Genomic DNA, 26,399 nt, shown 5'->3' with positions numbered 1-26,399 from the left:
GGGTGCTCACGTCGTGCAATCTTGTCATGTCCGGGCGCCATGATCCCTACCGGTACACTCGGGCCTTGTGCCTTTCGTCGACGACGTGGTCAACGTCCTCCCCAAGCCCCTGCGGGAGATCGCCTACCGCCACCACGAACTGATCAAATTCGCCATCGTCGGCGCGACCACCTTCATCATCGACTCGGGCATCTTCTATGTGCTCAAGTGGACCGTGCTGGAGACCAAACCGGTCACCGCGAAGATCATTTCCGGCGTGATCGCGGTCATCTGCTCCTACATCCTCAACCGTGAGTGGTCGTTCAAGAACCGCGGCGGGCGCGAGAGGCACCACGAGGCGCTGCTGTTCTTCGGCGTCAGCGGCGTCGGCGTCGTGCTGAGCTTCATCCCGCTGTGGATCTCCAGCTACGTCTTCGACCTACGCCAGCCCAACGTGAGCTTCACCGTCGAGAACATCGCGGACTTCATCAGCGCCTTCATCATCGGCAACCTGCTGCAGATGGCGTTCCGCTTCTGGTCGATGCGCCGCTGGGTTTTCCCGGACGAAATCAGCGAGCTCGTCGAGGAAATCGAGGAGATGCTCGAGGAAGAGCAGCTCGGCCACAGTTAGCGCGGTTCGGGCACCTGCGCGCCGTTGGGCGTGCGTTGCGACGCACTCGATCCGAGGAACATCGCGAACAGCGCGGGACGGCGGCGCTGCAATTCCAGCCGTCCACCGTCGGCCTCGATGAGCGCACGGGCCAAGGCGAGTCCGACGCCGGTGGAACCACCGGCGGAAAAGCCGCGGTCGAAGATGTGCGGTGCGAGTTCGTCACGGACGCCGTCGCCCTCGTCGGCGACCTCGACCACCACCAGGGGTTCGCGATCGCTGACGGTGCGCACCGTGCGCACCGATACCGTGCAGGTGCCGCCGCCGTGCATCAGCGCATTGTCGACCAGCACCGCGAGGGCTTCGCGCAGCCGGGAACCGGTGATCGGGGCGCGCAGCGATTCGTCGCCGATCAGCCGCAGGATCCGACCTGCCTCGGTGAACGGATGCGACCATTCCTCGACGACCCCGCGCAGCTCATCCATTACCGGCACCGGATCGCGATCGGCGGCATCCTCGTCGCGGGAGGCCCGGACCAGATCATCGATCGCGTCGGTGAGTCGGTCGACCTGCGCCATCGCCTCCTCGGCCTCGTGCACCACGGCCGGATCGGAGTGCGCCGACAACTCGTCCAACCGCAATCGCACCGCGGTCAGGCGACTGCGCAGTTGATGGGAAACGTCCGCGACCAGCGCGTGTTCGCGCTGCAGCCGCCCGGCGATCTCGACGGTCGCCGAATCGAGCACATCGGAAACCCGGTCCAATTCGGAAATTCCATGCCGCCGCGGGTCCGGGCGAAAATCGCCCATGGCCAGTCGGGCGGCGCGGGCCGCCACATCACGCAGCGGATCGGCGACCCGGCGTGCGGTGATCATCGCCACCGACACCGCCGCGCCCAGTGAGGCGAGCACCGCGAAGGCCACCACCGCGACGGCCTGGATCTGGCGAGTATGCATCGGCCGCGACGGCACCTCCAGGCGCAAGGACCCCTCAGTGCCCATCGCCAGCGATTGCACCACCGGGTCGTGCACCCGATCCGCGCCGATATCGAGCCGGGACGCATTGTCCTGCGGGGCCGGATAGATGATGGTCAGCTTGCCGTCCTTGGGGATCAGCGGCCGCACCGGACGGGTGTCGAGTTCGCCGAGCACCATCCCGTCGCCGTGTTCCTGGGCGATGATCTCCGTGGCGATGTGCTCGAGCCGATTCCCCAGATCGTTGCGGGTGATGTCCTCGACCCACAGCCATGCGGTGTAGATCAGCGGGACGCCGAGTACCACCGTGGTGATGGTCAGCACGGTGAGGATCGATCGCAGGATTCTGCGTCTCATATCAGTTGTGCCGCACCGTCAATCGGTGTTCAGCCGGAAGCCGACACCGCGCACGGTGACAATGCGGCGCTCGGCCATCGGGCCTTCGTCCCCGATCTTGCGGCGCAGCCAGGACATGTGCATATCCAGGGTCTTCGAACCGCGCAGCTCGGCATCGCCCCACACCTCGCGCAGGATCGTCTCGCGCGGCACCACTTGGCCCGCGCGATCGATCAGCACCTTGAGCAGCTCGTATTCCTTATTGGCCAAACCCACTTCGACGCCGTTGACCAGCACCCGCCGCGCCGCGGGCTCCAGCCGGATGCCGCCGACCTCGACCGCCTCGTCCCCGATTCCGCTGCGCCGCAACAACGCTCGCACCCGGGCGAGCAACTCGGCCAACCGGAACGGTTTGCCGACATAGTCATCCGCGCCCGCGTCCAACCCGACGACGAAATCCACCTCATCGGTGCGCGCGGTGAGCATCAGCACGGCCAGATCGGCGCCGCGGGCGCGCACCTGGCGGCACACCTCTAGCCCGTCCATACCGGGCAGGCCGAGATCGAGGATGAGCAGATCGTGATCACCCTCCAGAGCGCGTTGGAGCACCGCGGGCCCGAAGCGTTCCACGGTGACCGAATAGCCCTCCCGCCCGAGCGCGCGCGAGAGCGGTGCGGCGATGGCCTCATCATCTTCGGCAAGCAGTACGGCGGTCATATGCGGTGGTCCCAGCGCGGATCGTCGGCTCTGGATTCCTCGAACACCTGCCGGTACAGCAGGGCGTGCACCTGCTGTACCTGCGGGATGTCGTCGTATTCGAGCGGTTCCTCCGAGGAGGATCCGATGATCAGGGTGCCGGTACCGAGCAACCGATCGAACAGGCCGTGCCGGAACTGCACACTGGAAATCCGGCTCATCGGGATATCGATGCCGGTGTGGGTGATCACGCCCTGCCGGATGAGCACCCTGCGGTCGGTCACGATGAAATGCGTCGACTTCCAGCTGATAATCCGTGCGACACAACGCCATCCGATAATGCCGAGCCAGACGGCCAGCACCACGATCAGCAATACCGAACGGGTCGTGCCCTCGGTCCTGCGCCAGATCAGCCCCCCGGCGAATCCGGCCAGCGCGGTCGCGATGATCAGCGTCACGATCGGCCAGAACAGCATTTTCCAATGCGGATGACGATGGAGTATCAACTGCTCGTCCGGGGCGAGCACCTCCTCCGGATAACCCATGCCGGAACCCTACCGCGAGAACACGCCGGAAAGCGTGGACAGCGACGCGTGCCGTGCTGCACAATCGGCACCTTGCACCGTCGTGACCTCGAGATCCTCTCGAGCACCCTCGAGATTCCGCACAGCATCGCTGCATAGCCTCGATCCGACGACAGCCGCACGACCCGGCTCTCGTTCGACCAGCTCTCGTTTTGTTCTGCTCAACGCTCTGCCTGTGAAAAGACAAGTCCGACTTGACAAGACGTCCAAAACGAATTGTGGAGGCGTGTATGACCAAGTATCTGACCCAGCTGCAAATCCTGACCGAACTCGAACCGGTGGCCGAACAGAATCTCGAGCGCCACCTATCGATGACCAAGGACTGGCACCCGCACGACTACGTCCCGTGGGATGAGGGTCGCAACTTCGCCGCGCTGGGTGGTCAGGACTGGGAGCCGGAACAGTCCAAGCTGAACGAGGTCGCCAAGGCGGCGATGATCACCAACCTGCTCACCGAGGACAATCTGCCCTCCTACCATCGACTGATCTCCGAGAACTTCTCCCAGGACGGCGCGTGGGGTACCTGGGTCGGGCGTTGGACGGCCGAGGAGAACCGACACGGCATCGTCCTGCGTGACTATCTCGTGGTGACCCGTGGCGTCGATCCGGTCGCGCTCGAACAGGACCGGATGATCCATATGACCCGCGGCGTGCCCTCGCCCGAGGACTGGGGCGGGTTCCTACCGAATGTCGCGTATGTGACCTTCCAGGAGCTGGCCACCCGGGTCAGCCACCGCAATACCGGCAAGGTCTGCAACGACCCCATCGCCGATCGCATGCTGCAGCGCGTCGCCGCCGACGAGAACCTGCACATGATTTTCTACCGCAACCTCTGCGGCGCGGGCCTGGATCTGGTACCCGACCAGGCCATAGCGGCGATCACCAAGATCCTCACCAACTTCGTCATGCCCGGCTACGGCATGCCCAATTTTCGACGCAACGGCGCACTGATGGCCAAGCACGGCATCTACGATCTGCGCCAGCATTTCGAAGAGGTGGTGCAGCCCGTACTGAAGCAGTGGAATATCTTCGACCGCAACGACTTCGGACCACGCGGCGAACAGGCGCGCCAGCAACTCGGCGAATACCTGGAGAAGCTGGAGAAGGACGTGCTCAAATTCGAGGAACAGCGCGACCGCCTGCTCGCCCGCGAGGCGGCGCGCGGCATCATGCAACCGGTCTGAGGATCCGAATGTCGATGCCGCACAAAAGGTTGCGCTGAGTCCTCAGTAGTCGGCGCGCAGGTGGGTTACATCAGCGGCGGACACGACATGTCCACCGATGCGCAGCCGGCCCGCGGTATCGACATCGGTGGCGATGCCCTCGAGGGTCTGTCCGCCGGGTAGCTCGGCGCGCACAGGCGCGCCCAGGGTGGCGCAGCGGTCGCGGTAGACGTCGATCAGGTCGGCAGTGTCCCAACCGGCGTCGCGCCACGCGGTGAAGCGGCGCGCGAATTCGGTCAGCAGCGACCGCACGAGCTCGGTGCGGTCGGTGACCTTCGCACCCGCCAGCGCGAGCGAAGTGGCATGCGGCACCGGTAATTCCGCATCGGTGAGACCGACGTTCAGGCCGACCCCGACGACGACGGCGGGCGCCCCACCACCGGAGGCGACTTCGGCCAGGATGCCCGCCACTTTGCGGCCATCGATCAGCACATCGTTGGGCCACTTCAGATTCGCGTCCACACCGGCGGTCCCCCGCAGTGCGTCCACCACGGCGACACCGGTGAGCAGCGGCAGCCAACCCATGGCGGCAGGCTCGATGCCGGGCAGCCGCACCAATACCGACATCGCTATCTGTGCGCGCGGCTGGCTGACCCAGCTCCGAGCGTGCCGACCGCGGCCCTGCTCTTGGGTTTCGGCGAGCAGTACCGCGCGATCGGCATCGGGCTCCCCGGCTCGAGCGATCAGGTCCGCATTGGTGGACCCGGTCGACTCCACCACAGCGATGTGGGAGAAGAACGACAGTTCGGGCGACTCGGTGAGACTGCGCCGCAACTGCTCTGCATCCAACGGTGGCCTGTGCACACCGGCAGGCTATCCGACGAGGTCGTACTCGCGAATCGGTACCGCGACGGACATGCCGTCATCGGATGCCGCTTCGACCTCGCCCCACTCCTGCGGGTCCAGCACGGTCGGCTCGGTTTCCACCGTCTGCCAACTGGTCCACGAGGTCGCCGTGGCGTGCTCGGCGACTCTGCTGCTCCATTCCCACATGATTTGCTCCTCAACTAGGTGTGCGTTGTCCTCCCATGCACCTCACTGCCCCCTTATCTCGAGCTGAAATGCGAACGTCCTCAGGGTATCTGGGCACCGCCGCGCCACTCCACCGATTTTCCGGTCCCAAGCACCGCATTCGGTTCGGCAATCAACCAGGAAGTTTGTCGCCATTCGCATGTTGGAACATGATCTAGCTGGGGTTTTCTACTGACCGGTAAGCGACACTCGGTTACCGAGAGGTACTGGCACTGGTTACACTCCGAAGCCATGACGAGTGTCCAGCACCAGCCCGCATCGGAATCGGCGGGCACCCCCGATATCCACACCACCGCTGGGAAGCTGGCTGATCTGCGGAATCGGCTGGAAGAGGCCAAGCATCCGATGGGTGAGGCCGCGGTCGACAAGGTGCACGCCAAGGGCAAGATGACCGCCCGCGAGCGCATCCTCGCACTGCTCGACGAGGGCTCCTTCGTGGAACTCGACGCGCTGGCCCGCCACCGCAGCGTGAACTTCGGCCTGGAGAACAATCGGCCGCTCGGCGACGGCGTGGTGACCGGCTACGGCACCATCGACGGCCGCGACGTCTGCATCTTCAGCCAGGACGTCACCGTCTTCGGCGGCAGCCTCGGCGAGGTCTACGGCGAGAAGATCGTCAAGGTGATGGATCTGGCGCTCAAGACCGGTCGGCCACTGATCGGCATCAACGAGGGCGCGGGCGCGCGCATCCAGGAGGGCGTCGTCTCGCTCGGCCTCTACGGCGAGATCTTCCACCGCAATATCCAGGCCTCCGGTGTGATCCCGCAGATCTCGCTGATCATGGGTCCGGCCGCCGGTGGGCACGTCTACTCGCCCGCGCTGACCGACTTCGTCGTCATGGTCGACGGCAGCAGCCAGATGTTCGTCACCGGACCGGATGTCATCAAGACGGTCACCGGTGAGGACGTCACCATGGAGGACCTCGGCGGCGCGCACACCCACATGACGAAATCAGGTGTCGCGCACTACGTCGCCTCCGGCGAGCAGGACGCGCTGGACTACGTCAAGGATCTGCTGAGTTACCTGCCGAGCAACAACCGCGCCGAGGCCCCGCGCTTCCCGGCCACCGACCCGATCAACGGCGCCATCGAGGATTCACTCACCGACGAGGACCTCGAACTGGACACGATCATCCCGGATTCGCCGAATCAGCCCTATGACATGCACGAGGTCATCCGTCGGCTGCTCGATGACGACGAATTCCTCGAGGTGCAGGCCGAGCGCGCGATGAACATCATCGTCGGCTTCGGTCGAATCGACGGCCGCAGCGTCGGCATCGTCGCCAACCAGCCGACCCAGTTCGCGGGCTGCCTGGATATCGACGCCTCGGAGAAGGCCGCGCGCTTCGTGCGCACCTGCGACGCCTTCAATATCCCGATCATCACCTTGGTCGATGTTCCCGGCTTCCTGCCCGGCACCGGCCAGGAATACAACGGCATCATCCGGCGCGGCGCGAAGCTGCTCTACGCCTACGGTGAGGCCACTGTGGGCAAAATCACGATCATCACCCGCAAGGCCTACGGCGGCGCCTACGACGTCATGGGTTCCAAGCACATGGGCGCCGATGTGAACCTCGCGTGGCCGAGTGCCCAGATCGCGGTGATGGGCGCTTCCGGCGCCGTCGGCTTCGTCTACCGCAAACAGCTGCAAGAGGCCGCGAAGAGCGGAAATGATGTCGACGCGCTGCGCTTGGAGCTGCAGAACGAGTACGAGGACACCCTCGTGAACCCCTACGTGGCCGCCGAGCGCGGGTACGTCGACGCGGTCATTCCGCCCTCGCACACCCGCGGTCAGATCGTGTCGGCGCTGCGGCTGCTCGAGCGCAAGATGGTCTCCCTGCCGCCCAAGAAACACGGCAACATTCCGCTGTGATCAAGCGATAACCTCCATGGGCCGCGCACACTGGTTGCAGAGACGCAATGAGTCGATTCGAGGATGAGGGTCGCTTGGTCCATATGTCTTCGAGTCGGGCATAGGCTCGATCGCAAAAGAGAGAGGATCTGGCACTGTGACGACCGTGGCAGATGATGATGTGTTGACCGCCGTCGAACTGGATCTCACAGTCGACCCGATCGCGGATGCGGTCGAGGCGGACGCACCGACGGCAGCCCCGGCGCCCGCGTCGGCCGAACAGCCGTTCATCCGAGTCATCAAGGGTTCGCCGTCCGACGAGGAACTGGCGGCGCTGGTATGCGTGCTGTCGGCGGCCGCGAACAGCGCCCCGAGTAGCGGACCGGTCGGTCCGGCCGACGCGTGGGGTCGCCCGACCCTGATGCACCGCGGCGCCTCGCCGTTCTCTCCATACGCTTTCCCGCACCTGTCACACCTGCGCGACTGATCGGATGACGAGACTGGTTCTCGCCTCCGCCTCGCCCGCCCGCCGCGCGGTATTGCGCTCGGCGGGCATCGAACCCGTCGTCCAGATCTCCGATGTCGACGAGGACGCCGTCGCCGCGGCACTGCCGCCCGGCACGGCGCCCGAGGTTGTCGTGGTCGAGCTCGCGCGGGCCAAGGCACGGTCGGTGGCCGCCACGATTCCGGATCTCGGCGCGGATTGCGTTGTGGTCGGCTGCGATTCGATGCTGCTCGTGGACGGCGAACTACAGGGCAAGCCACATACGCCCGAGGTGGCGCGCGCCCGCTGGGCCGAAATGGCTGGGCGCAGTGCGGATCTCATTACCGGCCATTGCGTCTTGCGCATGCGAGACGGCGAAATCGTCGCCGAAGCCGTCGACTGCAGTCGCACCACGGTGCATTTCGCCAAGCCCGAGCGCGAGGAACTGGACGCCTATATCGCGACCGGCGAGCCGTTGCAGGTCGCGGGCGCGTTCACCCTCGATGGCATGGGCGGTTGGTTCGTCGATCGCATCGATGGCGATCCGTCCAGCGTTATCGGGATCGGTCTACCACTGCTGCGCCGACTGCTTGGCGACGTTGGGATCGGCATTGCGCAGCTGTGGCGCCACTCGCCCAGCTGAGGGCGGCGCGATCCGCGGCTCCACCCCGGCCTCCGCGCCGATCGGCACCGGTGTCGCCGCACGCTCCGGCTCCCGCCGGGCCGCCATCATCTCCAACCGGACCACGCAGAGTTCCGGCTCGACGAACGGTTGCAGCCGGACATTCACCTCACCGCGCACGCCGTTGCGATCGAGCACCTCTTTGATCAGGCCCAGGTGCACGCCGCACACCACCTCGGAGTGAGTGCGCGCGAGTTCGCGCAGTGGGCAGGCGGTGAGCCGGATCAGGACCTGCTCATCGGTTTCCGCGGCCGCATCGCGCTCGGGTGCGAAACCGAGTTCGGACATCAGCGTCATCGTGACGTCCTTGGCGTCCTCCAGCGATTCGACGGCATGGTCGCCCGCGTCGAGTTTCGCACCCCAGGCGCGTCCGGCGGCGATGGCCGCCTCGGAGCGACGACGCGGATCGGGGCCGAGTTGGTCGGCTAGGACCTGGGCCAGTTCCTGATAGCCAACCGATCGCTGAACCGCGCTGTAACCGATGCGCGGGCGCCCACGGCCGCGCGGCGGTTGTTGGAACTGGCGCACCAGCGATTCCCTGGTAAGCACATCCAGATGGAACCGAACAGTGGTGACGTGCTGTCCGGTGATTCTGGCAAGTTCTTGGGCGTCGAGAGGTTCGCTGGCGCCACGTAGGATCGCGAGCAGTCGACGCCTCGGCCAAGAATCGGACATAGCTCACCCCTCCTCCCGGGAGACTTTATCGGATGAGGGTGCGATTTATTCGCCCATTCAGCCGATTTGTGATCTGAAACGAGTTTCACTAACGCCTCACACCTGACATCGGGGTGAGACCCGAACCGCTATAACCACCCGTCTACCTCGCATGAAGGACCCAAACCGTGCCCGTTGCCCCGGATCCTCATCCTGCTTTCGGCTCGTACGCACATCCTCACCGACTAGTAACCACAGAGTGGCTATCGGCAAACATCGGCACGCCCGGGCTGAAGATCATCGAGTCCAACGAGGACATCCTGCTCTATGACATCGGTCACGTTCCCGGCGCCACCAAGGTCGATTGGCGGGGCGACCTCGATGATCCGGTTACGCGTGACTATATCGGCGGTGACCGATTCACGGAGTTGATGCGGGCCAAGGGAATCGAGCGCGACGATACCGTGGTGATCTACGGGGATCGCGGCAACGCGCAGGCCGCGCACACATTCTGGGTCTTCACACTGTTCGGACATCCGGATGTGCGACTACTCGACGGCGGACGGGATGCGTGGATCTCCGAGGTGCGCGACACCACCTTCGACCTGCCCTACCTGGTGCGCAGCGAATATCCGACGGTCCGGCGCGACGACGGTTCGGTGCGGGCCTTCCGCGAGGATGTGCTCGCCCATCTCGGCAAACCGCTGATCGATGTGCGCTCGCCCGAGGAGTACTCGGGTGAGCTGATCGGATCGCCGGGCAATCGCGAGGATGCGGCGTTGCGCGGCGGACATATCCCGACCGCGGTGAACATTCCGTGGACCGCCGCCTTCCACAGCGACGGCCGCTTCCGTTCCCGCGCCGAATTGGACGATATCTATGGTGGGCTGTCGGTCGCGGACGATCTGGTCGTCTACAGCCGCGTCGGCGAGCGGTCCAGCCACACCTGGTTCGTGCTGACCTATCTGCTCGGCTTCGAAAGCGTGCGCAATTACGACGGGTCCTGGACCGAATGGGGCAATTCGGTTCGCATGCCGATTGCCAAGGGGTATGAACCGGGTGACGCACCGATGGCCGGTACCCGCAAGGCGCGGACACGATAGCCGTGATCTGGGGCGCATCACAGCCGACACCCATTGTGATGTGCGACCTACTGCGGAGTAGGGCTATCCGAGTGCGGCGGTTGTTGGCAGACTGCCTACACTCCCCCGAGACGGAAGTATGTCGACCACGGGGCGACCAAGAAGATTGCTAACAGGAGGCTCAGTGCCCAGCCATGCCAGCGCGCGGATATCGAAGGTACTCGTAGCTAACCGAGGCGAGATCGCCGTTCGCGTGATCCGGGCGGCCAAGGATGCCGGTATCGGCAGTGTCGCGGTGTACGCGGAGCCGGATGCCGACGCCCCCTTCGTGAAACTCGCCGACGAGGCGTTCGCCCTCGGCGGGCAGACCTCGGCCGAGTCGTACCTCGTCTTCGACAAGATCCTCGACGCTGCGGCCAAGTCCGGCGCCGACGCCATCCACCCCGGCTACGGATTCCTCTCCGAGAATGCCGATTTCGCCCAGGCTGTCATCGACGCCGGGCTGATCTGGATCGGCCCCTCCCCGCAATCCATCCGAGACCTCGGTGACAAGGTCACCGCGCGCCACATCGCCGAGCGCGCGAAGGCGCCGATGGCGGCGGGCACCAAGGATCCGGTCAAGAACGCGGCTGAGGTGGTCGAGTTCGCCAAGGAGTACGGCGTGCCCGTCGCGATCAAGGCCGCCTTCGGTGGTGGCGGTCGCGGTATGAAGGTCGCGCACTCCATCGAGGAGATCCCGGAGCTGTTCGACTCCGCCGTGCGCGAGGCCACCGCCGCATTCGGTCGCGGGGAATGCTTCGTCGAGCAGTACCTGGACAAGGCCCGCCACGTCGAGGCGCAGGTCATCGCCGACAAGCACGGCAATGTCGTGGTCGCGGGCACCCGCGACTGCTCGCTGCAGCGCCGCTTCCAGAAGCTGGTCGAGGAGGCGCCCGCGCCGTTCCTGACCGATGATCAGCGCGCGCGTATCCACGCTTCGGCCAAGGCCATCTGCAAGGAGGCCGGTTACTACGGTGCGGGCACCGTGGAGTACCTGGTGCAGGGCGACACCGTGTCCTTCCTCGAGGTGAACACCCGCCTGCAGGTTGAGCACCCGGTCACCGAGGAGACCGCCGGAATCGACCTGGTACGCCAGCAGTTCCGCATCGCCGAGGGCCACGAGCTGGCGATCAAAGAGGATCCGACGCCGCGCGGACACGCCTTCGAGTTCCGGATCAACGGTGAGGACGCCGGCCGCGGCTTCCTGCCAGCGCCGGGTCCGGTTTCGGTGTACGAGGAGCCGAGCGGCCCCGGTGTGCGCGTCGATTCCGGTGTGGTGCAGGGCAGCGTGATCGGCGGTCAGTTCGATTCGATGCTGGCCAAACTGATCGTCACCGGCGAGAACCGGACCCAGGCCCTGGAGCGGGCCCGACGCGCGCTGGCCGAATTCCATGTCGAGGGGCTGGCGACCGTCATTCCGTTCCACCGCGCGATCGTCGAGGATCCGGCGTTCATCGGCGACGGCGAGAAGTTCGACGTCTACACAAAGTGGATCGAGACCGATTGGGTCAACAACATCGAGCCGTACAACCCGGCCGGTGCCGCCGCTGACGAGGACGAGGATCAGCCACGGCAGAAGGTCGTCGTCGAGGTCGGGGGGCGTCGGGTCGAGGTGTCGCTGCCGGGCAACTTCACCGTCGGCGCCGGTGCCGCCGGTGCTGGCAGCAATGGCGCCGGGGTGATCCGCAAGAAGCCCAAGCCGCGCACGCGTGGCGGCGCCGGTGGCGGTGCGGCCTCCGGTGACGCGGTCACCGCACCGATGCAGGGCACCGTCGTCAAGGTCGCGGTCGAAGAGGGCCAGTCGGTCGAGGCGGGCGATCTGATCGTGGTGCTCGAGGCCATGAAGATGGAGAACCCGGTCAACGCGCACAAGGCCGGTGTGGTCACCGGACTGTCCGTGGAGGCGGGCGCGGCCATCACCCAGGGCACCGTGCTGGCAGAAATCAAGTAAGTAAACAGCTGGCGAAGACCATTTCGGAGCGGGCGCTGGACACCGACGTCCGCGCCCGCTCTGTCGTATCGTGGTCCGATGACCAGCTCTGCCGTCGTGCCCACCGTCGCGGAGGTCATCCGCGGCCGCCGTGAATCAGCCAGCCGCGCCGACGGATATCGCCTCGCCCTGGTCATCGAGGGTGGCGGCAGTCGCGGTGTCTACTCCAGCGGGATGGTGCAGGCGCTGGAGGAACTCGGGCTCGCCTCGATCTTCGATGCCGTGTATGGCACGTCGGCAGGCGCGATCAACGGTGCGTGGTTCCTGTGCGGGCGGGCGCTGTCGGGCATGCGGTCCTGGACCGATCCGGTGATCATGCGACGCGCGGTCGATCCGGCCCGGCTGCTGCGAGGACGGCCAGCCTTCGATCTGGACTACCTGGTGAACCAGGTGTACGACGGCATCGAGCCGATGGATTTTCCGGCGATTCTGGCCAATACCACCACCTTTCATCCGATCGGTACCGATACCCGAACCGGGCGCGCGGTCGATCTGCGCCGCCACATCGTCGACAAACCCACACTGATGACCGCGCTGCGGGCCTCAGCGGGGCTGCCTATTCTCGCGGGTCCGCCGGTGCCGCTGGGCGGTGCCGAATATCTCGACGGCGGGTTGTCCGAAACGGTGCCGATCCGCACCGCGGTGCGCGACGGTGCGACCCACGCCTTGGTGCTGCGAACACGACGCACCGATGAAAAACGCCCGCCCGCGCCACGATTGCACCAGTTCGTCGGGGGCAGCTATCTGCGCGTCCGGGCACCAGGGGCGTACCGCGCCTGGCTGCAGCGGCCGCATCAGCAGACCATCGAGGACCGCTTCCTCGCGGGCCTCGCAGACGCGGCTCTACAGATCCACCCGCCCATCGGCGCGCCGGATGTGGACAGCGCCGCGCGCGATACCGCCCTACTCGCCGAGGCATTGACGATCGGGCGGCAAGCCGTGCACGCGTCCTTGGCGGCTTCAGTTCAGCTCGACGGTGGCGCCGTTGGAGAGCATGAAGTCGTGTAGTTCGAGTCGACTCGGGCTGGCCTCCCGCGCGACATCGAAGACCAGTTGGGTGGTGGCCGATTGGCCGGGCTGGAGTTCGAACGAATAGCCGTAGCGTCGCTGGGTGGTCTGCCACATGGTCGCGATCGCATTGTGGTCGACTTGGCGGCCCTGGGTGTCCACAAGACGTTGGCCGACGGGCAGGAACCACTTCGCCTCGTCGGAAATATTGCGGACCTCGACTGTGACCACGGAATAGGAACCGCTCGCATTCTGCAAGCCGATCCGCGGGACACCGGAATCCACCGAGGTGACCACGAATTCGAATTTGCCATCGCGCACCGGGCTGTTCAGCCCAGCGGATACCGGCGCCGGCGGCTCGGCCGATTGCGCGGTATCGCCATCGCGCACCGCGACCGACGGATCGGCCGTGCGCGTGCCGCCGCCACTGCCGGTATTGCCGAATGCGATCAGCGCTGCACAGCCCGCCGCCAGCATGAACGGGGTCAGGAATATGACGACGAGTGCGCCGATAAGCCTGGACAGGAAGGACTTACGGTGCCGACGTCGGACTCCGCGCGGGGGCGATGCGATCCATGGGCGGCGTTGTGAGACCGTCCAGCGGGGGGCGACCGGAGCGCGCCATGGTGCCCGCTTGCGTTGTGGCGCAACTCGTTTCACGGGGCGGACGAGCGATGCCTGCTGGACCGCAGGTCGATTCGGCGACCAGGGTGAATGCTGTTGCGGTGCGGCATATCCCGCTGGTGGAGGCGCTAATCGCGTTGCCACGAGTGTGGGTGTGGGGCCGGGCTCGGGTAGAACCTTGGTGGGATCGAGCGGCTTCGACGACTTGACCAGTGGCGCTGGCGATTCTCCCGAGGGGGGCTCTGACTGCATCGGGGTGCGTGGTTCCACTCGTGTCGGCGGCACATCCGCTACCGGCCGTCGCGGCGGGGGTAACGGCGCGTGCGACTGCGGCGCATCCTGAAGCGAAGGCTGCGATGCAGCCGCGTGCGACTGCCGCACGTCCGAGACCGAAGACTGCGGTGGAGTCGTCCGCGCCAGCGGCGGGAGCGTCTCCACTCGCGTCGGTTTCGGCGGCACATCCGCTACCGGCCGTCGCGGCGGGGGTAACGGCGCGTGCGGCTCCCGCGCATCCGGGAGCAGCGGCCTCGACGAAGCCGACTGCGACGTGTGGGAGTGCGATACATCCTGGAGCGGCGGCTGAGCCGATGAAGTGGGCGACTTCGGGGTAGAGGGTGTGGGCGAGGGCGGCGATGATTGCGGTGCGGCGTGTGGGAGGCGCGCGAATGCGGTGGCCGCGTATGCGGCGGCGGCGAATTCGCGGGCGGTGGGGTAGCGCTGGGTCTGGTCTTTGGCCATGCCGCGTGCGATTACTGCGTCCAGTTCCTGTGGGACCGCGGGGTTCATGGTTGATACGCGTGGCGGGTCGGTCATCAGGTGGCCGTGCATCTGGCGGGCCGGGTCGGTGTCGCCGTAGGGGCGGCGACCGGTGAGGCATTCGTAGAGGACGCAGGCCAGGGAGTAGACGTCGGAGCGGGCGTCGACGGTGCCGTTGAAGCGTTCCGGCGCCATATAGGCCCAGCTGCCGATGGCCATGCCGGTGGCGGTGACGGCCGTCTGGCCCAGGCTCTGTGCGATACCGAAATCGATGAGATACGCGTGCCCACCGGTGCCGACCAGGATGTTCGACGGTTTGACGTCACGGTGGATCAGCCCGGCTCGATGCGCCGCGTCCAGACCCGATGCTGCCTGCGTCACGAAGTCGACGGCCGCGGTGGGGGTCAAAGTACCGACCCTGGTCAGCATTTCGGCCAGGTCGATGCCATCGATGTAGTCCATATCGATGTACAGCCGGCCGTCGAGCTCCCCGAACCCGTGAATCGGCACGATGTGCGGATGGCGCAGAGCCGAGCCGAGCCGAGCCTCCCGCTGGAACCGCTTTCGATAATCCGCGTCGGCGGCCACATGCTCCGCCAACACCTTGAGCGCGACCGTGCGCGCGGTTTCACTGTCATGCGCCAGCCATACCGCCCCCATACCGCCCCGCCCGAGCAAACGGTCGAGCCGGTACTTGCCGAACTGTTCCCCCATGACTGACCTCCATCGCTGGGACGAGGCAGGTGGCCGCGCCATTGCGGTGTGGGGCGGCAACCCGATCGAAACCGCATCGCCCGAACCTATCCCGACCCTAGCCCGGCCACCCGCTCTCGAACAGTGTGAGCTCCCCTACGTATTCCTACTCAACCAGTGACATCCGACTGCCCCATATGCTGAGGCGACGCTTACTTGCCGGGCTTGGCGCGACCGCCACCATGTCCGGGCTTGTCCTTGTTCGGCTTATCGTTGCCCGAGTCGCCGTTGGCGGAGTTGTTCACATGCGGGTTTCCATTGCCGACGACCGTAGGTTCCGACTGCTGCCCGTCGGGTATCCCGCCGAAGCGCTCTGTGGGAACCCAATTCGCGATACCGGCATCCACCGTTCGACATGCGAGCGGTGTGCCGTCCACAGCAGTGGCAATACCGTCGACATTCGGATTGCACAGCTGCCCAACCCTCGGAATCACCACATTCGGCGACGCCTGCTGCGCCGATTCGGTCGGCGCAAGCGATCCAGGAAGAGTCGGCGTACTCCGGGCCGATGACGGTGCCGCAGAACTCGTTTCACCCCCCGGCCGCCCCAACCACAACCCCAAGCCGATCACACCCACCAACGCCGCAATAGCAACAGCCGCATACCCCGCCCCCACTCCGCGCTCCCCCCACAACTCATCATCTCGCCCCGGCTCCCCCAGATCCCCGCCAACCCAGGTCGCCGCACCCGAAGTCCCGACATCCCGCGTCCGCTCAGCCGCATCACCCTGCATCGACCGGCCCCCGTTCCCGCCGCCCCACATCGAATCACGCACAGCACCGCCGTCACGCATTCCCCCACCAGCAGCCTCCCCGCCCTGCATCGCCCCGCCCACACCCCCGGCGACCCACGTCACCTCGGGCACGAACCCAGCGCCTTGTTTCCCTGCACCCAGTGCCCCACCGACCCGCGCCGACACCTGCATCGGCTCCGCTGGGCTGGGTCGCATCGGCCCGCCCGCAGACTCGGTGGCGAATCCCGCGGCACCTACACCGAGCGACTCTGCCGGGCGCGATGGCTCGAGTGCGCCATAGTTCGTCGGCTCGGTTGCCGCGGCGATCTCGACGGTCGAAGCCTCGCGGCCGGTGACTGCGGTATAGGCGGTGGCGGCGAATTCGCCTGCGCTGGAATAGCGTTGGTTGGGGTCCTTGGCCATGGCGCGGGTGATGACGGTGTCGAGGGATGCGGGGACGGCGGGGTTCAGGGTGGCGGCGCTCGGTGGGGCGGTCAGTAGGTGGGCGCGCAGTTGCTGCGGGGAGTCGACATTGCCGAAAGGTCTTTGGCCGGTGAGGCATTCGTACAGGACGCAGCCCAGCGAGTATTGGTCCGCGCGCGCGTCGGCGATGCCGTCGAAGCGTTCCGGCGCCATATACGCAAGGGTGCCGACCACATTGCCGTGGGCCGTGATCGCGGGTTGGTCGATGCGATGTGCGATGCCGAAGTCGATCAGATGGACGAACCCGGTCGGGCCCACCATGATGTTGGACGGTTTGACGTCACGGTGCACCAGGCCGACCCGGTGCATGGCATCGAGCGCCATCGCGGTCTGCGCGATGATCGCCACGGCACGTGCTGGATCCAGCGGCCCGGATTCCCGCAGCAAAGCGCTGACATCGGTGCCTTCGATGAACTCCATATCGATATAGAGGCGGCCGTCGAGTTCGCCGAAGTCGTGGATCGGAACGCGGTGCGGTCCGGGGGCCTGGGCCGCCAGGCGGGCCTCCCTGGTGAACCGCAGTCGGCAGGTCGGATCGGCGGCGTGCGAGCAGGCCAGCACCTTCAGGGCGACGGTACGGTCGGCGACGGTGTCCCGCGCCAGCCAGACCTGCCCGGTCCCACCACTGCCGAGCAACCGATCGAGGCGGTAGTGGCCGAACCACGTTTTACCCATGTCGAACCTCCTACTACCTTCCGTTCGTCTTTTAGCTACCCCAAATCCACACCGCCATCACAGAATCCGTGAATCAGATCCGGCGGCAGGGCGATCATGACGCAACCAGGCCGCTCAGCGTCGCGGAATTCGATCAGCTCGGGGTCGATGCGGCAGCACGAGAACATTCGGGGAAAGCCGCTAGCCTTGCTGTTATGAGTGACCTGCCCGAGATTCGCATCGGCACCGCGGAGCGTGAGCAAGCGATGCAGCGCCTGTCCGATCATTTCGCCGCCGGGCGGCTCAGTGTGGCGGAGTTCGATGAGCGCAGTGCCGTGGTCGCGGCGGCGCTGACCCGCGCCGACCTGGACAAAGTCTTCGTCGACCTGCCCGAATCCGCTCCCGTCGTCGCGGCGCCCGCCAAGCGCGACTCCGGGTTTCTCGACGAATGGCCGGAGCGGGTGATGGCGGTGATCCCGATCCTTGCCGTCATCCTCTTCTTCGTCACCGGCAGCTGGCTCTGGTTCCTGGCCATTCCGCTCTCGGGTGCACTGCTGTTCGGCGGTCGGCACGAGCACCAACGTCGGCATCCACGCGACCGTCGTCGCCGCCGCAGGGAGCTCGAGGACTGATGGAACCCGTCGAAATCAATGCGGGCACCTGGTATCTGCGCGCGCTGCGCGCCGACGACCGCATCGATGACCGCCCCGCCCTCGCCGCCGGCGGTATCACGGATCCGAACTACATCACCCGCCGCACCGAGCAGTGGGATGACGAATCCCACTTCTCCTGGGCCGTCTGCGAACCCACCACCGCTGAACTGGTCGCCGAGATCGTCGTGACGCCCGGCCCTGACAACACCGCCGAACTCACCGGCTGGGCTCGCCCCGGTTACGAGCCCGCCCTCGAAACCGGCACCACCGCGGTCCGTCGCTTCGTAGAAGGCGGTCTCGGCCTCCGACTCCCCTGAGCCGGAAGCCAACTCAGCGCATCACACCCGTGTGTCCCGTGGAGTAACGGCCCGGCTGCGGCCAGATGGTGAGTCCGTGCGCCCCACGCCCAACCGGTATCCGCGCCAACAGGTTCCAGTTCTCGATATCGATCGCGTACACCTCACCGTGGTGTCGCCCCGATACCCAGAACACCCGCCCGTCCGCGGACAGATTGCCCATGTCCGGACTGCCGCCGCCCGGGATGAACCACTTGTGCACCAACTTGTTCGCGGCGAAATCCCAGACGGAGATGCTGCCCTCGTGCCGGTTGGTGATGAGCATCTGTTTGGAGTCGCGGGTGACGTACAGACCATGCGCACCTTTACCAGTCGGCACGAAACCCGTGTTCTCCCACGTCGATGCGTCGATAGAGTAGATACCGTCGGCGACCATATCGGCGATGAAGAACGTATGCCCGTCCGGGGAGAGTTTGACGTCCTGCGGCTTGCCGGCACGCCCACCCGGCAGGTCGATCATCTTGACCACCTTGCGCTCGGCCACATCGAAAACCAGCATGCGGCCGATGAATTCGCAGCTGGCCAGGGCAAAGCGACCGTCGGCGGTGAAGTCCATATGGTCGACGCCCGCGCAATCGGGCACCGGGAGCGCGTGCACCTTCTGCCAGGTGCGCGGATCGTAGAAGTCCAGCGACTTATCCGCCTCGGCGACGACGAGCGCGTATCGACCATCCGGTGTGAAGTACATGTTGTAGGGGTCGCGCACCGGGAAGGGCTCGCCGGGTTTGCCGGTGCGCGGATCGATCGGCAGCAATGTGCCCCCACCGATCGGCAGATCATTGGTGACATAGAGCGTCTGCATGTCATAGGACGGGACCACATGCTGGGGTTCCCGACCACCCGCCGGGAAACTGTCGATCACCCGAAAGGTTGCCGGGTCTATCACCGAAACCGAATGCGATTCGCTGTTCGGCACGTAGACCAGGGGCCGCTGATCGGACACCGCCGGACTCAACTCCCGGTTCGCGGCGTAGACGTCGGTCGGCGACAACGGCGGCGGCATACCGGGTAGCAGATTCTCCGGATGCGGCGGTGCCGCGCTGGTCGGGGCGGCGACGGTGGTGGGTGGCGCCGTCGTCACCCCCACCGATCCGGCCTCGCTCGGGGCGCACCCCGCGACCGTTACGAGAACGGTCAAGGAGGCGAGCAAGGGTGCGCAGCTTCGTCGATTGCGCTGTCGGTTCACGCGCTGCACCGTGCCAGGAGGTGGTGAAGACGAGATGACATGTATGCGAAGCCTAGGCGCTGGCGCCGAGATTCCACCGCAATCCCCGCCCGGACGTCACCGATTGCCCGAACCATCCGGAGATACCTACTCGGACAGCCGAATTTCCGATTGCGGGCGGATAACTATCCGGCGTCGCTGAGTACCCGTTCGAGTGCGTCGACCGCGGCATCGAGTTCCGCCTCGGTAACGGTGAGCGGCGGCCGGAACCGAATGCCGCGCTCACCGGTGCCGAGGATCAGCACATGCTCGCGTTCGCGCAGCGCGGTCAGCACCTCGTCCCGCAGTTCGGCCGAGGCCAGCGTGATGGCGCACATCAGCCCGCGGCCGCGGGGTTCGGTGACCCGCGGATGGTCTGCCGCGAGCTGCTCGAGACGCCGCAGCAGATGCGCGCCGAGCGGCCGTGACCGCTCGATCAGGTCATCGCGCTCGAACACCTCGAGGATGCGCCGGGTCCGCACCATATCGGTGAGATTGCCGCCCCAGGTGGAATTGAGCCGAGAGCTGACCACGAAAACGTTATCGGGCACCTCGTCCACGCGCCCGCCCGCCATGATGCCGCAGACCTGGGTCTTCTTGCCGAACACGACGATATCGGGTTCGAGCCCGAGTTGTTGGTAGGCCCAAGTGGTTCCGGTCATGCCGACGCCGGTCTGTACCTCGTCGAGGATGAACAGTGCATCGTTGTCGTGACAGAGCCGCCGCACGGCCTGCAGGAATTCCGGGCGCATATGCCGGTCGCCGCCCTCGCCCTGGATCGGTTCGGCAATGAAACATGCTATGTCGTGCGGATTTTCGGCGAAGGCGCGCTGGGCCTGGTCGAGTGCGCGTGCCTCGGCGGCGGCGATGTCGACGCCGTTGGCCAGGAACGGCGCGTCGATGCGCGGCCAATCGAATTTGGGGAAGCGTGCCGTCTTCACCGGATCGGTGTTGGTCAGCGACATGGTATAGCCGGTGCGGCCGTGGAAGGCTCCGGTCAGGTGTAGCACCTTGGTACCGAGTTCGGCTGCGCGCCCGTGGGATTCGTTATGTCTGCTCTTCCAGTCGAACGCGACCTTGAGTGCGTTCTCCACCGCTAGTCCGCCGCCGTCGATGAAAAACAGGTGCGGCAGGCGGGGATCGCCCAGCACCCGCACGAAAGTGTCGACGAAGCGGGCCATTTCGACGGTGTAGATATCGGAGTTGCTCGGCTTGTTGAGCGCCGCGACGCTCAGTTCCGCCCGGAATTCCTCGTCCTCGGCCAGGGCGGGATGGTTCATGCCGAGGGCATTGGAGGCGAAGAAGCCGAACATATCGAGGTAGGTGCTGCCGTCGCGTTCATCGACGATCAGGCAGCCACGGGATTTCCGTAGATCCAGCACCAGGTCGAATCCGTCGGCGAGGATGTGCGCCGACAGGATCTCGTGTACCCGGGAGGCGGGGGTGACCGGTGCAGTGCCACTCCCCGCGCGGGTGCGCTCCAGTTCGATGGTCACATCAGTAGGGTACGAAAATCTTTACGAAAATTCTACGAAATAACGGACGAATTACGGCCGTAGGCTACCTGTCGTAGAATGTCTGCAAGATGATGGTGCTTCGGGTTCGCACGTTGGCGGTCGCCCTGATCTCCTGCAGCAACTGCTCGAGGTGCCGAGGAGAGGCCACCCGCACCAGCAACACGTAACTCTCGTCACCGGCCACCGAGTGGCATGCCTCGATACCCGGGATATGTTGCAGCACGGCAGGCGCGTCATCGGGTTGCGAAGGGTCGAGAGGAGTGATGGCGACGAATGCCGACAACAGTTGCCCGAGCGCCTCGGGATCGACATGTGCGGTGTAGCCACGGATCACCCCGCGCGCCTCTAGTCTGCGGACCCGCGATTGCACAGCCGAGACCGATAAGCTCGCCTTTTCGGCCAGATTCGACAAGGTGGCGCGACCATCGGCCATCAGTTCACGAATCAGCAGGCGATCGATGTCATCGAGTACGGGTCTTGCCGGTGTATCCGCCATCAGCGAAGGCTAACCCAGCGGACGCGACTCGTGGCGAAAACTTTTGCTCGTTAACTCACCGTACCCATCCGATATTGTTCCCCGACCCAAAGCTAAAGCGGAGCAACCGATGACAGACATGCTCGAAGATCATCTGACCAAGGACCTGGCTGCCCGGGCGGCGGGACTACTCCACACACTCGGTGCGCAGACACCGGTCGCTGGCGAACTGTCGGCGCGGACGCCGATCACCGGTGGCATGCTGATGACGCTGCCCGCCGATTCCCTCGACGACGCGGATGCGGCAATCGGGAGGGCGGCGGCGGCCTTCCGCGGCTGGCGCACCGTTCCCGCGCCGGTGCGGGCCGGGGTGGTGCGGCGACTGGCCGAACTGCTCACCGTGCACAAGGTCGAACTCGGCGAACTGGTCACCCTCGAGGCAGGAAAGATCGGCGCCGAGGCCCTCGGCGAGGTACAGGAAATGATCGATATCTGCGAGTTCGCGATCGGGCTGTCGCGCCAGCTCTACGGCAAGACCATGCCCTCGGAGCGGCCAGGACATCGGCTGATGGAGACCTGGCATCCGCTCGGCGTGATCGGGGTGATCTCGGCGTTCAACTTCCCGGTCGCGGTGTGGGCGTGGAATACCGCGGTCGCGCTGGTCTGCGGTGACACAGTGGTGTGGAAGCCGTCGGAGACGACACCCCTGACGGCGCTGGCTTGCCATACGCTGCTGCGCCGCGCGGCGGCCGATGTCGGCGCGGATCCCGAAGTGCACCAGTTGATTCAAGGTGGTGCGGAGGTCGGGTCCCGGCTGGTCGACGACGAGCGCGTGGCGCTGGTGAGCGCGACCGGGTCGGTGCGGATGGGCAGGATGGTGGCGCCGCGGGTGGCCGCCCGGTTCGGGCGTTGCTTGCTGGAGTTGGGTGGAAATAACGGCGCCATCGTCACGCCAACAGCGGATTTGGAGCTGGCGGCGCGCGGAATCGTCTTCGCGGCGGCGGGTACGGCCGGACAGCGCTGTACCACCTTGCGTCGGTTGATTGTGCACGCCGACGTCGTCGGGCCGCTGCTGGATCGCGTTGCCAGCGCCTATCGCCAACTGCGCGTCGGTAATCCACTCGACGAGGGTGTGCTCGTCGGCCCGCTGATCAACGCCAGCGCCTACGAAGGAATGCGTGCGGCGATCGATCGCGCGCTCGGCGATGGCGGCGAATTGGTCTGCGGCGGTGAGCGAGTCGACGGGTTCGGCGACAACGCCTTCTATGTTCGTCCGGCGATCGTGCGCATGCCCGCCCAGACCGCCGTGGTTCGCGAGGAAACCTTCGCACCGATTCTCTACGTGCTGACCTACCATAACTTCGACACCGCCATCGAACTGCACAACGGTGTGCCGCAAGGCCTTTCCTCTGCCGTCTTCACCGCTGACCAGCGCGAAGCCGAACGCTTCCTCGCCGCCGACGGCTCCGACTGCGGTATCGCCAATGTCAATATCGGCACCTCCGGTGCGGAAATCGGCGGCGCGTTCGGCGGCGAGAAGCACACCGGCGGCGGACGGGAATCCGGGTCGGACTCGTGGAAGGCATACATGCGGCGGGCGACCAACACCGTCAACTACTCCGATCAGCTGCCACTGGCCCAGGGAATCCAATTCGGTTGAGCCCGTTCGGGTAGCGGGTTTCGGGGAGTGCGGCCCGAACACCTGGGACATCGGTTCGCCCCCTTGTCAGCTCGTACCGGCTTCAGCGCCATGCGGCAATAACATTGCACTACAGCCATTTCGAGGATGTGGGTTACTGTCCTGCGGACCCGTGCGCTGGCGATCCAGCTGCTCGGGCGGTCATGTCGTACTCCGGAATCGAGGCAAGCGAATGAACCACAAGCTCTGGTTGCTCGGACGGTCTGTCACGGTCGGCGCTCACATTCTCGGTGAGAAGCTATTTCGGCCGAAAGCCCGTGACCTCGAGGACGTCCCGGTGTCCGGTGAGACGCTGACCCCGCAGTGGCTGACCGCCGTCCTGTGCCGCGATGTCCCCGATGCCGAGGTGCTGTCGTTCGAAACCTTGAACGGCAGCCGCGGAACATCCACTCGTGTCGCGATTCGCATCGAGTACAACGAGGCGGGCAAGCAGGCGAGCTTGCCGACAGATCTCTTCGCGAAGACCACGACGGCCTTCTCGCAACGCATCCTGCTCGGTGGCGGGCAGATGATCGACGGCGAAACCCGGTTCTTCAGGGATTTTCGCCCCCGGGCCGACATCGAGGCTCCGTTCGGCTACTGGGGCGCAGCCGATTCGGCGTCCTGGCGATCGATCGCCCTGATGGAAGACATCGTCTCCACCCGTGGTGCGCAGTTCATCGAGCCGACCACCCCGATCGCCCGTGACCAGATCGAAGACCTGGTGCGCAATCTCGCCAGGCTCCACCGCACCTTCTGGAACCACCCGTCGATCACGGACCTCAAGACCACTACCGAGGCACTCCGGGCATACCTTGCCGCCATCGACATGAAAAAGCGTTGCGAGGTCGGTCTGCGCCGGGCCGCGGAGGCGGTACCCGAGGTTCTGCACGGCCAGAGCGAACGACTGTGGGCCGGTGTCGAGCGGGCGATCGACAAGGCGACGAACGAGCTGCCCCAGACCCTGTTGCACGGCGACCCGCACATCGGACAGACATACCGAACCGACACCGGGCGAATGGGATTCGTCGACTGGCAGGTCGTGATGCGGGGAGGCTGGGCGCACGACTTCGCCTATACCGTCAACTCGGGATGCGAGCCCGAGGACCGGCGTGCCTGGGACCGGGAACTGTTGGCAGCCTACCTGGACGAACTCGGAACCCTCGGCGGCCAGGCACCATCCTTCGATGACGCATGGCTGGCCTACCGGCAGCAGTCCATGTTCGCTTACGCGGCCTGGGCATTCACCATCGGCAGGGCGGCCTATCAACCCCAGATGCAGCCTGTGGAGACCTGTTCGACGCTTTTGAAGCGCATCACCACCGCGATCGACGATCACGATTCGCTGCACGTTCTCGGCGTCTGACACCGAGTTGCCTCTACCCGATCACGTGGCGTCGCGGCCGGGCGCAGGACCGGCCGCGTACCGTACCGAAACGCTCGCTGCGGAGGCCATTTTCGTGCGCGTTGATGATTGCCGTCCACTGGCGCTATACCATCGACCGGCTCCAGCGCAGACCCGGTAACTCGCCGCAGTGCGGCGTCTGGGCGCGGGAGCAGTAGTTCAGTAGTCAAGTAGTGCATACGAATCCGTTTGGAGTTTGCCCTTGAGTTCGCCGCAATCCCAGGCTCCGGCACAGTCGTGCCCAGTCGTCCATGGCTCGCCGACCGATTCCGACGGCTCGGGGGTGCCCATGTACTCCCCCGAGTTCGCGGCGGATCCACATCGCGCCTATCACGAAATGCGCAGGCGTTACGGATCTTTGGTGCCGGTCGAGCTGGCACCCGGCGTACCGGCCACCTTGGTGATCGGCTACGGCACCGCGGTGCGGATCCTCAATGATCCCGAACACTTCCCTGCCGACCCACGGGCCTGGCAGCAGAACATTCCCGCGGACTGCCCGATTCTTCCGCTCCTGGAGTGGCGACCCATGGCCAGTCGCAGCACCGGGGCCGACTTCACCCGCTACCGAGGGGCGATCACCGCCAGCATCGACGAGATCGACCTGTACGCCCTGCACGCTGTCGTGGAGCGGCTCGCAATCCCGCTGATCAACTCCTTCTGCGAGGACGGGTCCGCCGACCTGATCCGCCAGTACGTGTTCCCGCTGGTGTTCGAAGTGGTGAACTACCTGCTGGGCTGCCCGTCCGAGATCGGTGGACAGGTCGCCGCCGGTACGGCCGCACTGCTCGAAGGTGTCGACGCCGAGAAGGGCAATCAAATGCTCGGGGAGGCGCTGATGAGCCTCGTGGCACTCAAACGCGCCGAGCCCCAACGCGACATCACCTCGGTGCTGCTCCAGCACCCCGCCCAGCTGGACGACGTCGAGGCCTCGCACCACGTATCACAGGTCTACGGCACCGGGATCGAATTCGAGCTGAACCTGATCGCGAACACCTTGCTGCTGATCCTCACCGACGAGCGCTTCGGCGAAAGCTTCCTCGGCGGCAACCTGTCCTCCCGCGATGCCCTCGACGAGGTCTTGTTCAACGACCCGCCACTGGCGAACCTGCTGATCACCTACCCCCGCCACCCGATCCTCATCGACGACGTGTGGCTGCCCGCACACCAGCCCGTCGTCATCAGCATGGCCGCCTGCAACAACGACCCCGCGATCCGCACCGGTGACCTGACCGGCAACCGCTCCCACCTTGCCTGGGGCCTTGGTCCACACGCCTGCCCGGCACGTCCGCTGGCCTACCTGATCGCGCAGGAGGCCATCGACCAACTTCTCGACGCACTGCCGGAGATCGAACTCGACCTGCCGAATCAGACACCCAACTGGCGACCGGGGCCCTTCCATCGAGCACTGACCGAATTGCCGGTCATCTTCCCACCCACCGCCCCACTGAAATACCTGGGACAGCCCCTCGCTAGCACCCGCCAACGCTGAAGGGGCGCAATCCGAATTCAGTAGGGGTGGTCTGCCGGACAGATGGAGCGTGACTATCCGACCTCCTGCCACCGCGGCGCCGACTCTGTAAGTACCGCACCCGGGCTTTCGGAGTAAGTACCGCACCCGAGCTTTCAGCCGTACAAGGGATCCCGGCAGTCGGTAGCCCGCTGGTGGCACGCCACGGCTCCTTCGTCTGCCATACAAGGGTGTCGGCAGTCGGTAGCCCGCTGGTGGCGCGCCACGACTCCTTCGTCTGCCGCACAAGGCGTGCCAGCAGTCGGTAACCCGCCGGTGACGCGCCACAGCTCCTTCGTCTGCCGCACAAGGCGTGCCAGCAGTCGGTAACCCGCCGATGACGCGCCACGACTCCTTCGTCTGCCGCACAAGGCGT

General features: G+C 65.7%; 25 protein-coding genes. 14 read left to right on the top strand and 11 right to left on the bottom strand.

Features of this window, described 5'->3' with window-relative positions; genetic code table 11:
- The first annotated feature begins 67 nt into the window (after positions 1–67).
- Positions 68–610, top strand: a complete 543-nt coding sequence (locus ACIBG0_RS12335) for a GtrA family protein (protein ID WP_397031853.1) — start codon at positions 68–70, stop codon at positions 608–610.
- Here the strand turns inward: ACIBG0_RS12335 and ACIBG0_RS12330 are convergent.
- Genes ACIBG0_RS12330 through ACIBG0_RS12320 form a run of 3 tightly spaced genes read right to left on the bottom strand, consistent with a single transcriptional unit; the run spans position 607 to position 3,140 of the window.
- Positions 607–1,920: a sensor histidine kinase gene (locus tag ACIBG0_RS12330; protein ID WP_397031851.1), complete on the bottom strand. Its 1,314-nt coding sequence runs from the start codon at positions 1,918–1,920 to the stop codon at positions 607–609. The two genes, ACIBG0_RS12335 and ACIBG0_RS12330, sit on opposite strands and share 4 nt — an antisense overlap.
- Positions 1,921–1,938: 18 nt before the next feature.
- Positions 1,939–2,616 (bottom strand): response regulator transcription factor, encoded by a 678-nt coding sequence (locus ACIBG0_RS12325; protein ID WP_397031849.1) that lies wholly within the window; start codon positions 2,614–2,616, stop codon positions 1,939–1,941.
- A complete protein-coding gene (locus tag ACIBG0_RS12320; protein WP_397031847.1) occupies positions 2,613–3,140 on the bottom strand; it encodes a PH domain-containing protein in 528 nt (175 codons plus the stop codon). The genes ACIBG0_RS12325 and ACIBG0_RS12320 overlap by 4 nt, the downstream gene beginning before the upstream one ends.
- A gap of 269 nt (positions 3,141–3,409) precedes the next feature.
- Here ACIBG0_RS12320 and ACIBG0_RS12315 point away from each other — a divergent pair, with 269 nt between their 5' ends.
- A complete protein-coding gene (locus tag ACIBG0_RS12315; protein ID WP_397031845.1) occupies positions 3,410–4,363 on the top strand; it encodes an acyl-ACP desaturase in 954 nt (317 codons plus the stop codon).
- A 42-nt stretch (positions 4,364–4,405) separates the two neighbouring features.
- On the opposite strand, the gene ACIBG0_RS12310 is transcribed toward ACIBG0_RS12315, so the two are convergent.
- Complete coding sequence (locus ACIBG0_RS12310) at positions 4,406–5,206, bottom strand: biotin--[acetyl-CoA-carboxylase] ligase (RefSeq protein WP_397031844.1); 801 nt, start codon at positions 5,204–5,206, stop codon at positions 4,406–4,408.
- 9 nt (positions 5,207–5,215) lie between these two features.
- Positions 5,216–5,395: a hypothetical protein gene (locus tag ACIBG0_RS12305; RefSeq protein WP_397031842.1), complete on the bottom strand. Its 180-nt coding sequence runs from the start codon at positions 5,393–5,395 to the stop codon at positions 5,216–5,218.
- Positions 5,396–5,665: 270 nt separating this feature from the next.
- On the opposite strand from ACIBG0_RS12305, the gene ACIBG0_RS12300 reads away from it, so the two are divergent.
- The 3 genes from ACIBG0_RS12300 (at position 5,666) to ACIBG0_RS12290 (ending at position 8,412) form a co-directional block, all read left to right on the top strand.
- Positions 5,666–7,306: an acyl-CoA carboxylase subunit beta gene (locus ACIBG0_RS12300; RefSeq protein WP_397031840.1), complete on the top strand. Its 1,641-nt coding sequence runs from the start codon at positions 5,666–5,668 to the stop codon at positions 7,304–7,306.
- 136 nt (positions 7,307–7,442) lie between these two features.
- A complete protein-coding gene (locus tag ACIBG0_RS12295) occupies positions 7,443–7,772 on the top strand; it encodes an acyl-CoA carboxylase subunit epsilon (protein WP_397031838.1) in 330 nt (109 codons plus the stop codon).
- Positions 7,773–7,776: 4 nt separating this feature from the next.
- The gene (locus tag ACIBG0_RS12290) at positions 7,777–8,412 is read left to right on the top strand and encodes a Maf family protein (protein ID WP_397031836.1); all 636 of its coding nucleotides are present in this window, start codon (positions 7,777–7,779) and stop codon (positions 8,410–8,412) included.
- Here ACIBG0_RS12290 and ACIBG0_RS12285 read toward each other — a convergent pair.
- Positions 8,338–9,126, bottom strand: coding sequence for a helix-turn-helix transcriptional regulator (locus ACIBG0_RS12285; RefSeq protein WP_397031834.1), 789 nt, complete (start codon positions 9,124–9,126; stop codon positions 8,338–8,340). The two genes, ACIBG0_RS12290 and ACIBG0_RS12285, sit on opposite strands and share 75 nt — an antisense overlap.
- Before the next feature lie 167 nt (positions 9,127–9,293).
- Here ACIBG0_RS12285 and ACIBG0_RS12280 point away from each other — a divergent pair, with 167 nt between their 5' ends.
- The 3 genes from ACIBG0_RS12280 (at position 9,294) to ACIBG0_RS12270 (ending at position 13,224) form a co-directional block, all read left to right on the top strand.
- Positions 9,294–10,208 (top strand): sulfurtransferase, encoded by a 915-nt coding sequence (locus ACIBG0_RS12280; RefSeq protein ID WP_397031832.1) that lies wholly within the window; start codon positions 9,294–9,296, stop codon positions 10,206–10,208.
- A gap of 163 nt (positions 10,209–10,371) precedes the next feature.
- Positions 10,372–12,177 (top strand): acetyl/propionyl/methylcrotonyl-CoA carboxylase subunit alpha, encoded by a 1,806-nt coding sequence (locus tag ACIBG0_RS12275; protein WP_397031830.1) that lies wholly within the window; start codon positions 10,372–10,374, stop codon positions 12,175–12,177.
- Positions 12,178–12,255: 78 nt separating this feature from the next.
- Positions 12,256–13,224, top strand: coding sequence for a patatin family protein (locus tag ACIBG0_RS12270; RefSeq protein ID WP_397031828.1), 969 nt, complete (start codon positions 12,256–12,258; stop codon positions 13,222–13,224).
- Here the strand turns inward: ACIBG0_RS12270 and ACIBG0_RS12265 are convergent.
- Positions 13,177–15,318 (bottom strand): protein kinase, encoded by a 2,142-nt coding sequence (locus ACIBG0_RS12265; RefSeq protein WP_397031826.1) that lies wholly within the window; start codon positions 15,316–15,318, stop codon positions 13,177–13,179. The genes ACIBG0_RS12270 and ACIBG0_RS12265 overlap by 48 nt on opposite strands.
- On the opposite strand from ACIBG0_RS12265, the gene ACIBG0_RS12260 reads away from it, so the two are divergent.
- Positions 15,317–15,478, top strand: coding sequence for a hypothetical protein (locus ACIBG0_RS12260; protein WP_397031824.1), 162 nt, complete (start codon positions 15,317–15,319; stop codon positions 15,476–15,478). The two genes, ACIBG0_RS12265 and ACIBG0_RS12260, sit on opposite strands and share 2 nt — an antisense overlap.
- Before the next feature lie 31 nt (positions 15,479–15,509).
- Here the strand turns inward: ACIBG0_RS12260 and ACIBG0_RS12255 are convergent, their stop codons facing one another.
- Complete coding sequence (locus ACIBG0_RS12255; RefSeq protein ID WP_397031822.1) at positions 15,510–17,249, bottom strand: serine/threonine-protein kinase; 1,740 nt, start codon at positions 17,247–17,249, stop codon at positions 15,510–15,512.
- Positions 17,250–17,443: 194 nt separating this feature from the next.
- Between ACIBG0_RS12255 and ACIBG0_RS12250 the strand changes: the two genes are divergently transcribed.
- Positions 17,444–17,860 carry a DUF1707 domain-containing protein gene (locus tag ACIBG0_RS12250; RefSeq protein WP_397031821.1) on the top strand — a complete coding sequence of 139 codons (417 nt, stop codon included), beginning with the start codon at positions 17,444–17,446 and terminating at the stop codon, positions 17,858–17,860.
- Positions 17,860–18,198 (top strand): hypothetical protein, encoded by a 339-nt coding sequence (locus ACIBG0_RS12245; protein ID WP_397031819.1) that lies wholly within the window; start codon positions 17,860–17,862, stop codon positions 18,196–18,198. Before ACIBG0_RS12250 ends, ACIBG0_RS12245 begins: the two co-directional genes overlap by 1 nt.
- Positions 18,199–18,211: 13 nt before the next feature.
- On the opposite strand, the gene ACIBG0_RS12240 is transcribed toward ACIBG0_RS12245, so the two are convergent.
- From ACIBG0_RS12240 to ACIBG0_RS12230, 3 genes are all read right to left on the bottom strand, one after another.
- Positions 18,212–19,375: a hypothetical protein gene (locus ACIBG0_RS12240; RefSeq protein ID WP_397031817.1), complete on the bottom strand. Its 1,164-nt coding sequence runs from the start codon at positions 19,373–19,375 to the stop codon at positions 18,212–18,214.
- Positions 19,376–19,587: 212 nt separating this feature from the next.
- Positions 19,588–20,937 carry an L-lysine 6-transaminase gene (gene lat, locus ACIBG0_RS12235; RefSeq protein WP_397031815.1) on the bottom strand — a complete coding sequence of 450 codons (1,350 nt, stop codon included), beginning with the start codon at positions 20,935–20,937 and terminating at the stop codon, positions 19,588–19,590.
- A 64-nt stretch (positions 20,938–21,001) separates the two neighbouring features.
- Positions 21,002–21,454: an Lrp/AsnC family transcriptional regulator gene (locus ACIBG0_RS12230; RefSeq protein WP_040686931.1), complete on the bottom strand. Its 453-nt coding sequence runs from the start codon at positions 21,452–21,454 to the stop codon at positions 21,002–21,004.
- Positions 21,455–21,563: 109 nt separating this feature from the next.
- Here ACIBG0_RS12230 and ACIBG0_RS12225 point away from each other — a divergent pair, with 109 nt between their 5' ends.
- From ACIBG0_RS12225 to ACIBG0_RS12215, 3 genes are all read left to right on the top strand, one after another.
- Positions 21,564–23,093: an aldehyde dehydrogenase family protein gene (locus ACIBG0_RS12225; protein ID WP_397031813.1), complete on the top strand. Its 1,530-nt coding sequence runs from the start codon at positions 21,564–21,566 to the stop codon at positions 23,091–23,093.
- 211 nt (positions 23,094–23,304) lie between these two features.
- Entirely contained in the window at positions 23,305–24,477 is a 1,173-nt protein-coding gene (locus ACIBG0_RS12220) for an aminoglycoside phosphotransferase family protein (protein WP_397031812.1), read from the top strand.
- Between the two features lie 241 nt (positions 24,478–24,718).
- Positions 24,719–26,005, top strand: a complete 1,287-nt coding sequence (locus ACIBG0_RS12215) for a cytochrome P450 (RefSeq protein ID WP_397031810.1) — start codon at positions 24,719–24,721, stop codon at positions 26,003–26,005.
- Positions 26,006–26,399: the final 394 nt, after the last annotated feature.

The sequence above is a fragment of the Nocardia sp. NPDC050630 genome (assembly GCF_044457245.1).
GTDB lineage: Bacteria > Actinomycetota > Actinomycetes > Mycobacteriales > Mycobacteriaceae > Nocardia.
The sequence above is the reverse complement of the archived record's forward strand: the minus strand, read 5'-3'. Positions and strand labels throughout refer to the sequence as shown.

What these genes read in the sequence shown, in the direction of transcription:
- ACIBG0_RS12255 (WP_397031822.1), bottom strand. Translation starts at nt 17,249, where the DNA reads ATGGGTAAAACGTGGTTCGGCCACTACCGCCTCGATCGGTTGCTCGGC.
- ACIBG0_RS12245 (WP_397031819.1), top strand. Translation starts at nt 17,860, where the DNA reads ATGGAACCCGTCGAAATCAATGCGGGCACCTGGTATCTGCGCGCGCTG.
- ACIBG0_RS12220 (WP_397031812.1), top strand. Translation starts at nt 23,305, where the DNA reads ATGAACCACAAGCTCTGGTTGCTCGGACGGTCTGTCACGGTCGGCGCT.
- ACIBG0_RS12305 (WP_397031842.1), bottom strand. Translation starts at nt 5,395, where the DNA reads ATGTGGGAATGGAGCAGCAGAGTCGCCGAGCACGCCACGGCGACCTCG.
- ACIBG0_RS12300 (WP_397031840.1), top strand. Translation starts at nt 5,666, where the DNA reads ATGACGAGTGTCCAGCACCAGCCCGCATCGGAATCGGCGGGCACCCCC.
- ACIBG0_RS12285 (WP_397031834.1), bottom strand. Translation starts at nt 9,126, where the DNA reads ATGTCCGATTCTTGGCCGAGGCGTCGACTGCTCGCGATCCTACGTGGC.
- ACIBG0_RS12315 (WP_397031845.1), top strand. Translation starts at nt 3,410, where the DNA reads ATGACCAAGTATCTGACCCAGCTGCAAATCCTGACCGAACTCGAACCG.
- ACIBG0_RS12260 (WP_397031824.1), top strand. Translation starts at nt 15,317, where the DNA reads ATGACTGACCTCCATCGCTGGGACGAGGCAGGTGGCCGCGCCATTGCG.
- ACIBG0_RS12320 (WP_397031847.1), bottom strand. Translation starts at nt 3,140, where the DNA reads ATGGGTTATCCGGAGGAGGTGCTCGCCCCGGACGAGCAGTTGATACTC.
- ACIBG0_RS12330 (WP_397031851.1), bottom strand. Translation starts at nt 1,920, where the DNA reads ATGAGACGCAGAATCCTGCGATCGATCCTCACCGTGCTGACCATCACC.
- ACIBG0_RS12270 (WP_397031828.1), top strand. Translation starts at nt 12,256, where the DNA reads ATGACCAGCTCTGCCGTCGTGCCCACCGTCGCGGAGGTCATCCGCGGC.
- ACIBG0_RS12265 (WP_397031826.1), bottom strand. Translation starts at nt 15,318, where the DNA reads ATGGGGGAACAGTTCGGCAAGTACCGGCTCGACCGTTTGCTCGGGCGG.
- ACIBG0_RS12250 (WP_397031821.1), top strand. Translation starts at nt 17,444, where the DNA reads ATGAGTGACCTGCCCGAGATTCGCATCGGCACCGCGGAGCGTGAGCAA.
- ACIBG0_RS12290 (WP_397031836.1), top strand. Translation starts at nt 7,777, where the DNA reads ATGACGAGACTGGTTCTCGCCTCCGCCTCGCCCGCCCGCCGCGCGGTA.
- ACIBG0_RS12325 (WP_397031849.1), bottom strand. Translation starts at nt 2,616, where the DNA reads ATGACCGCCGTACTGCTTGCCGAAGATGATGAGGCCATCGCCGCACCG.
- ACIBG0_RS12225 (WP_397031813.1), top strand. Translation starts at nt 21,564, where the DNA reads ATGACAGACATGCTCGAAGATCATCTGACCAAGGACCTGGCTGCCCGG.
- ACIBG0_RS12230 (WP_040686931.1), bottom strand. Translation starts at nt 21,454, where the DNA reads ATGGCGGATACACCGGCAAGACCCGTACTCGATGACATCGATCGCCTG.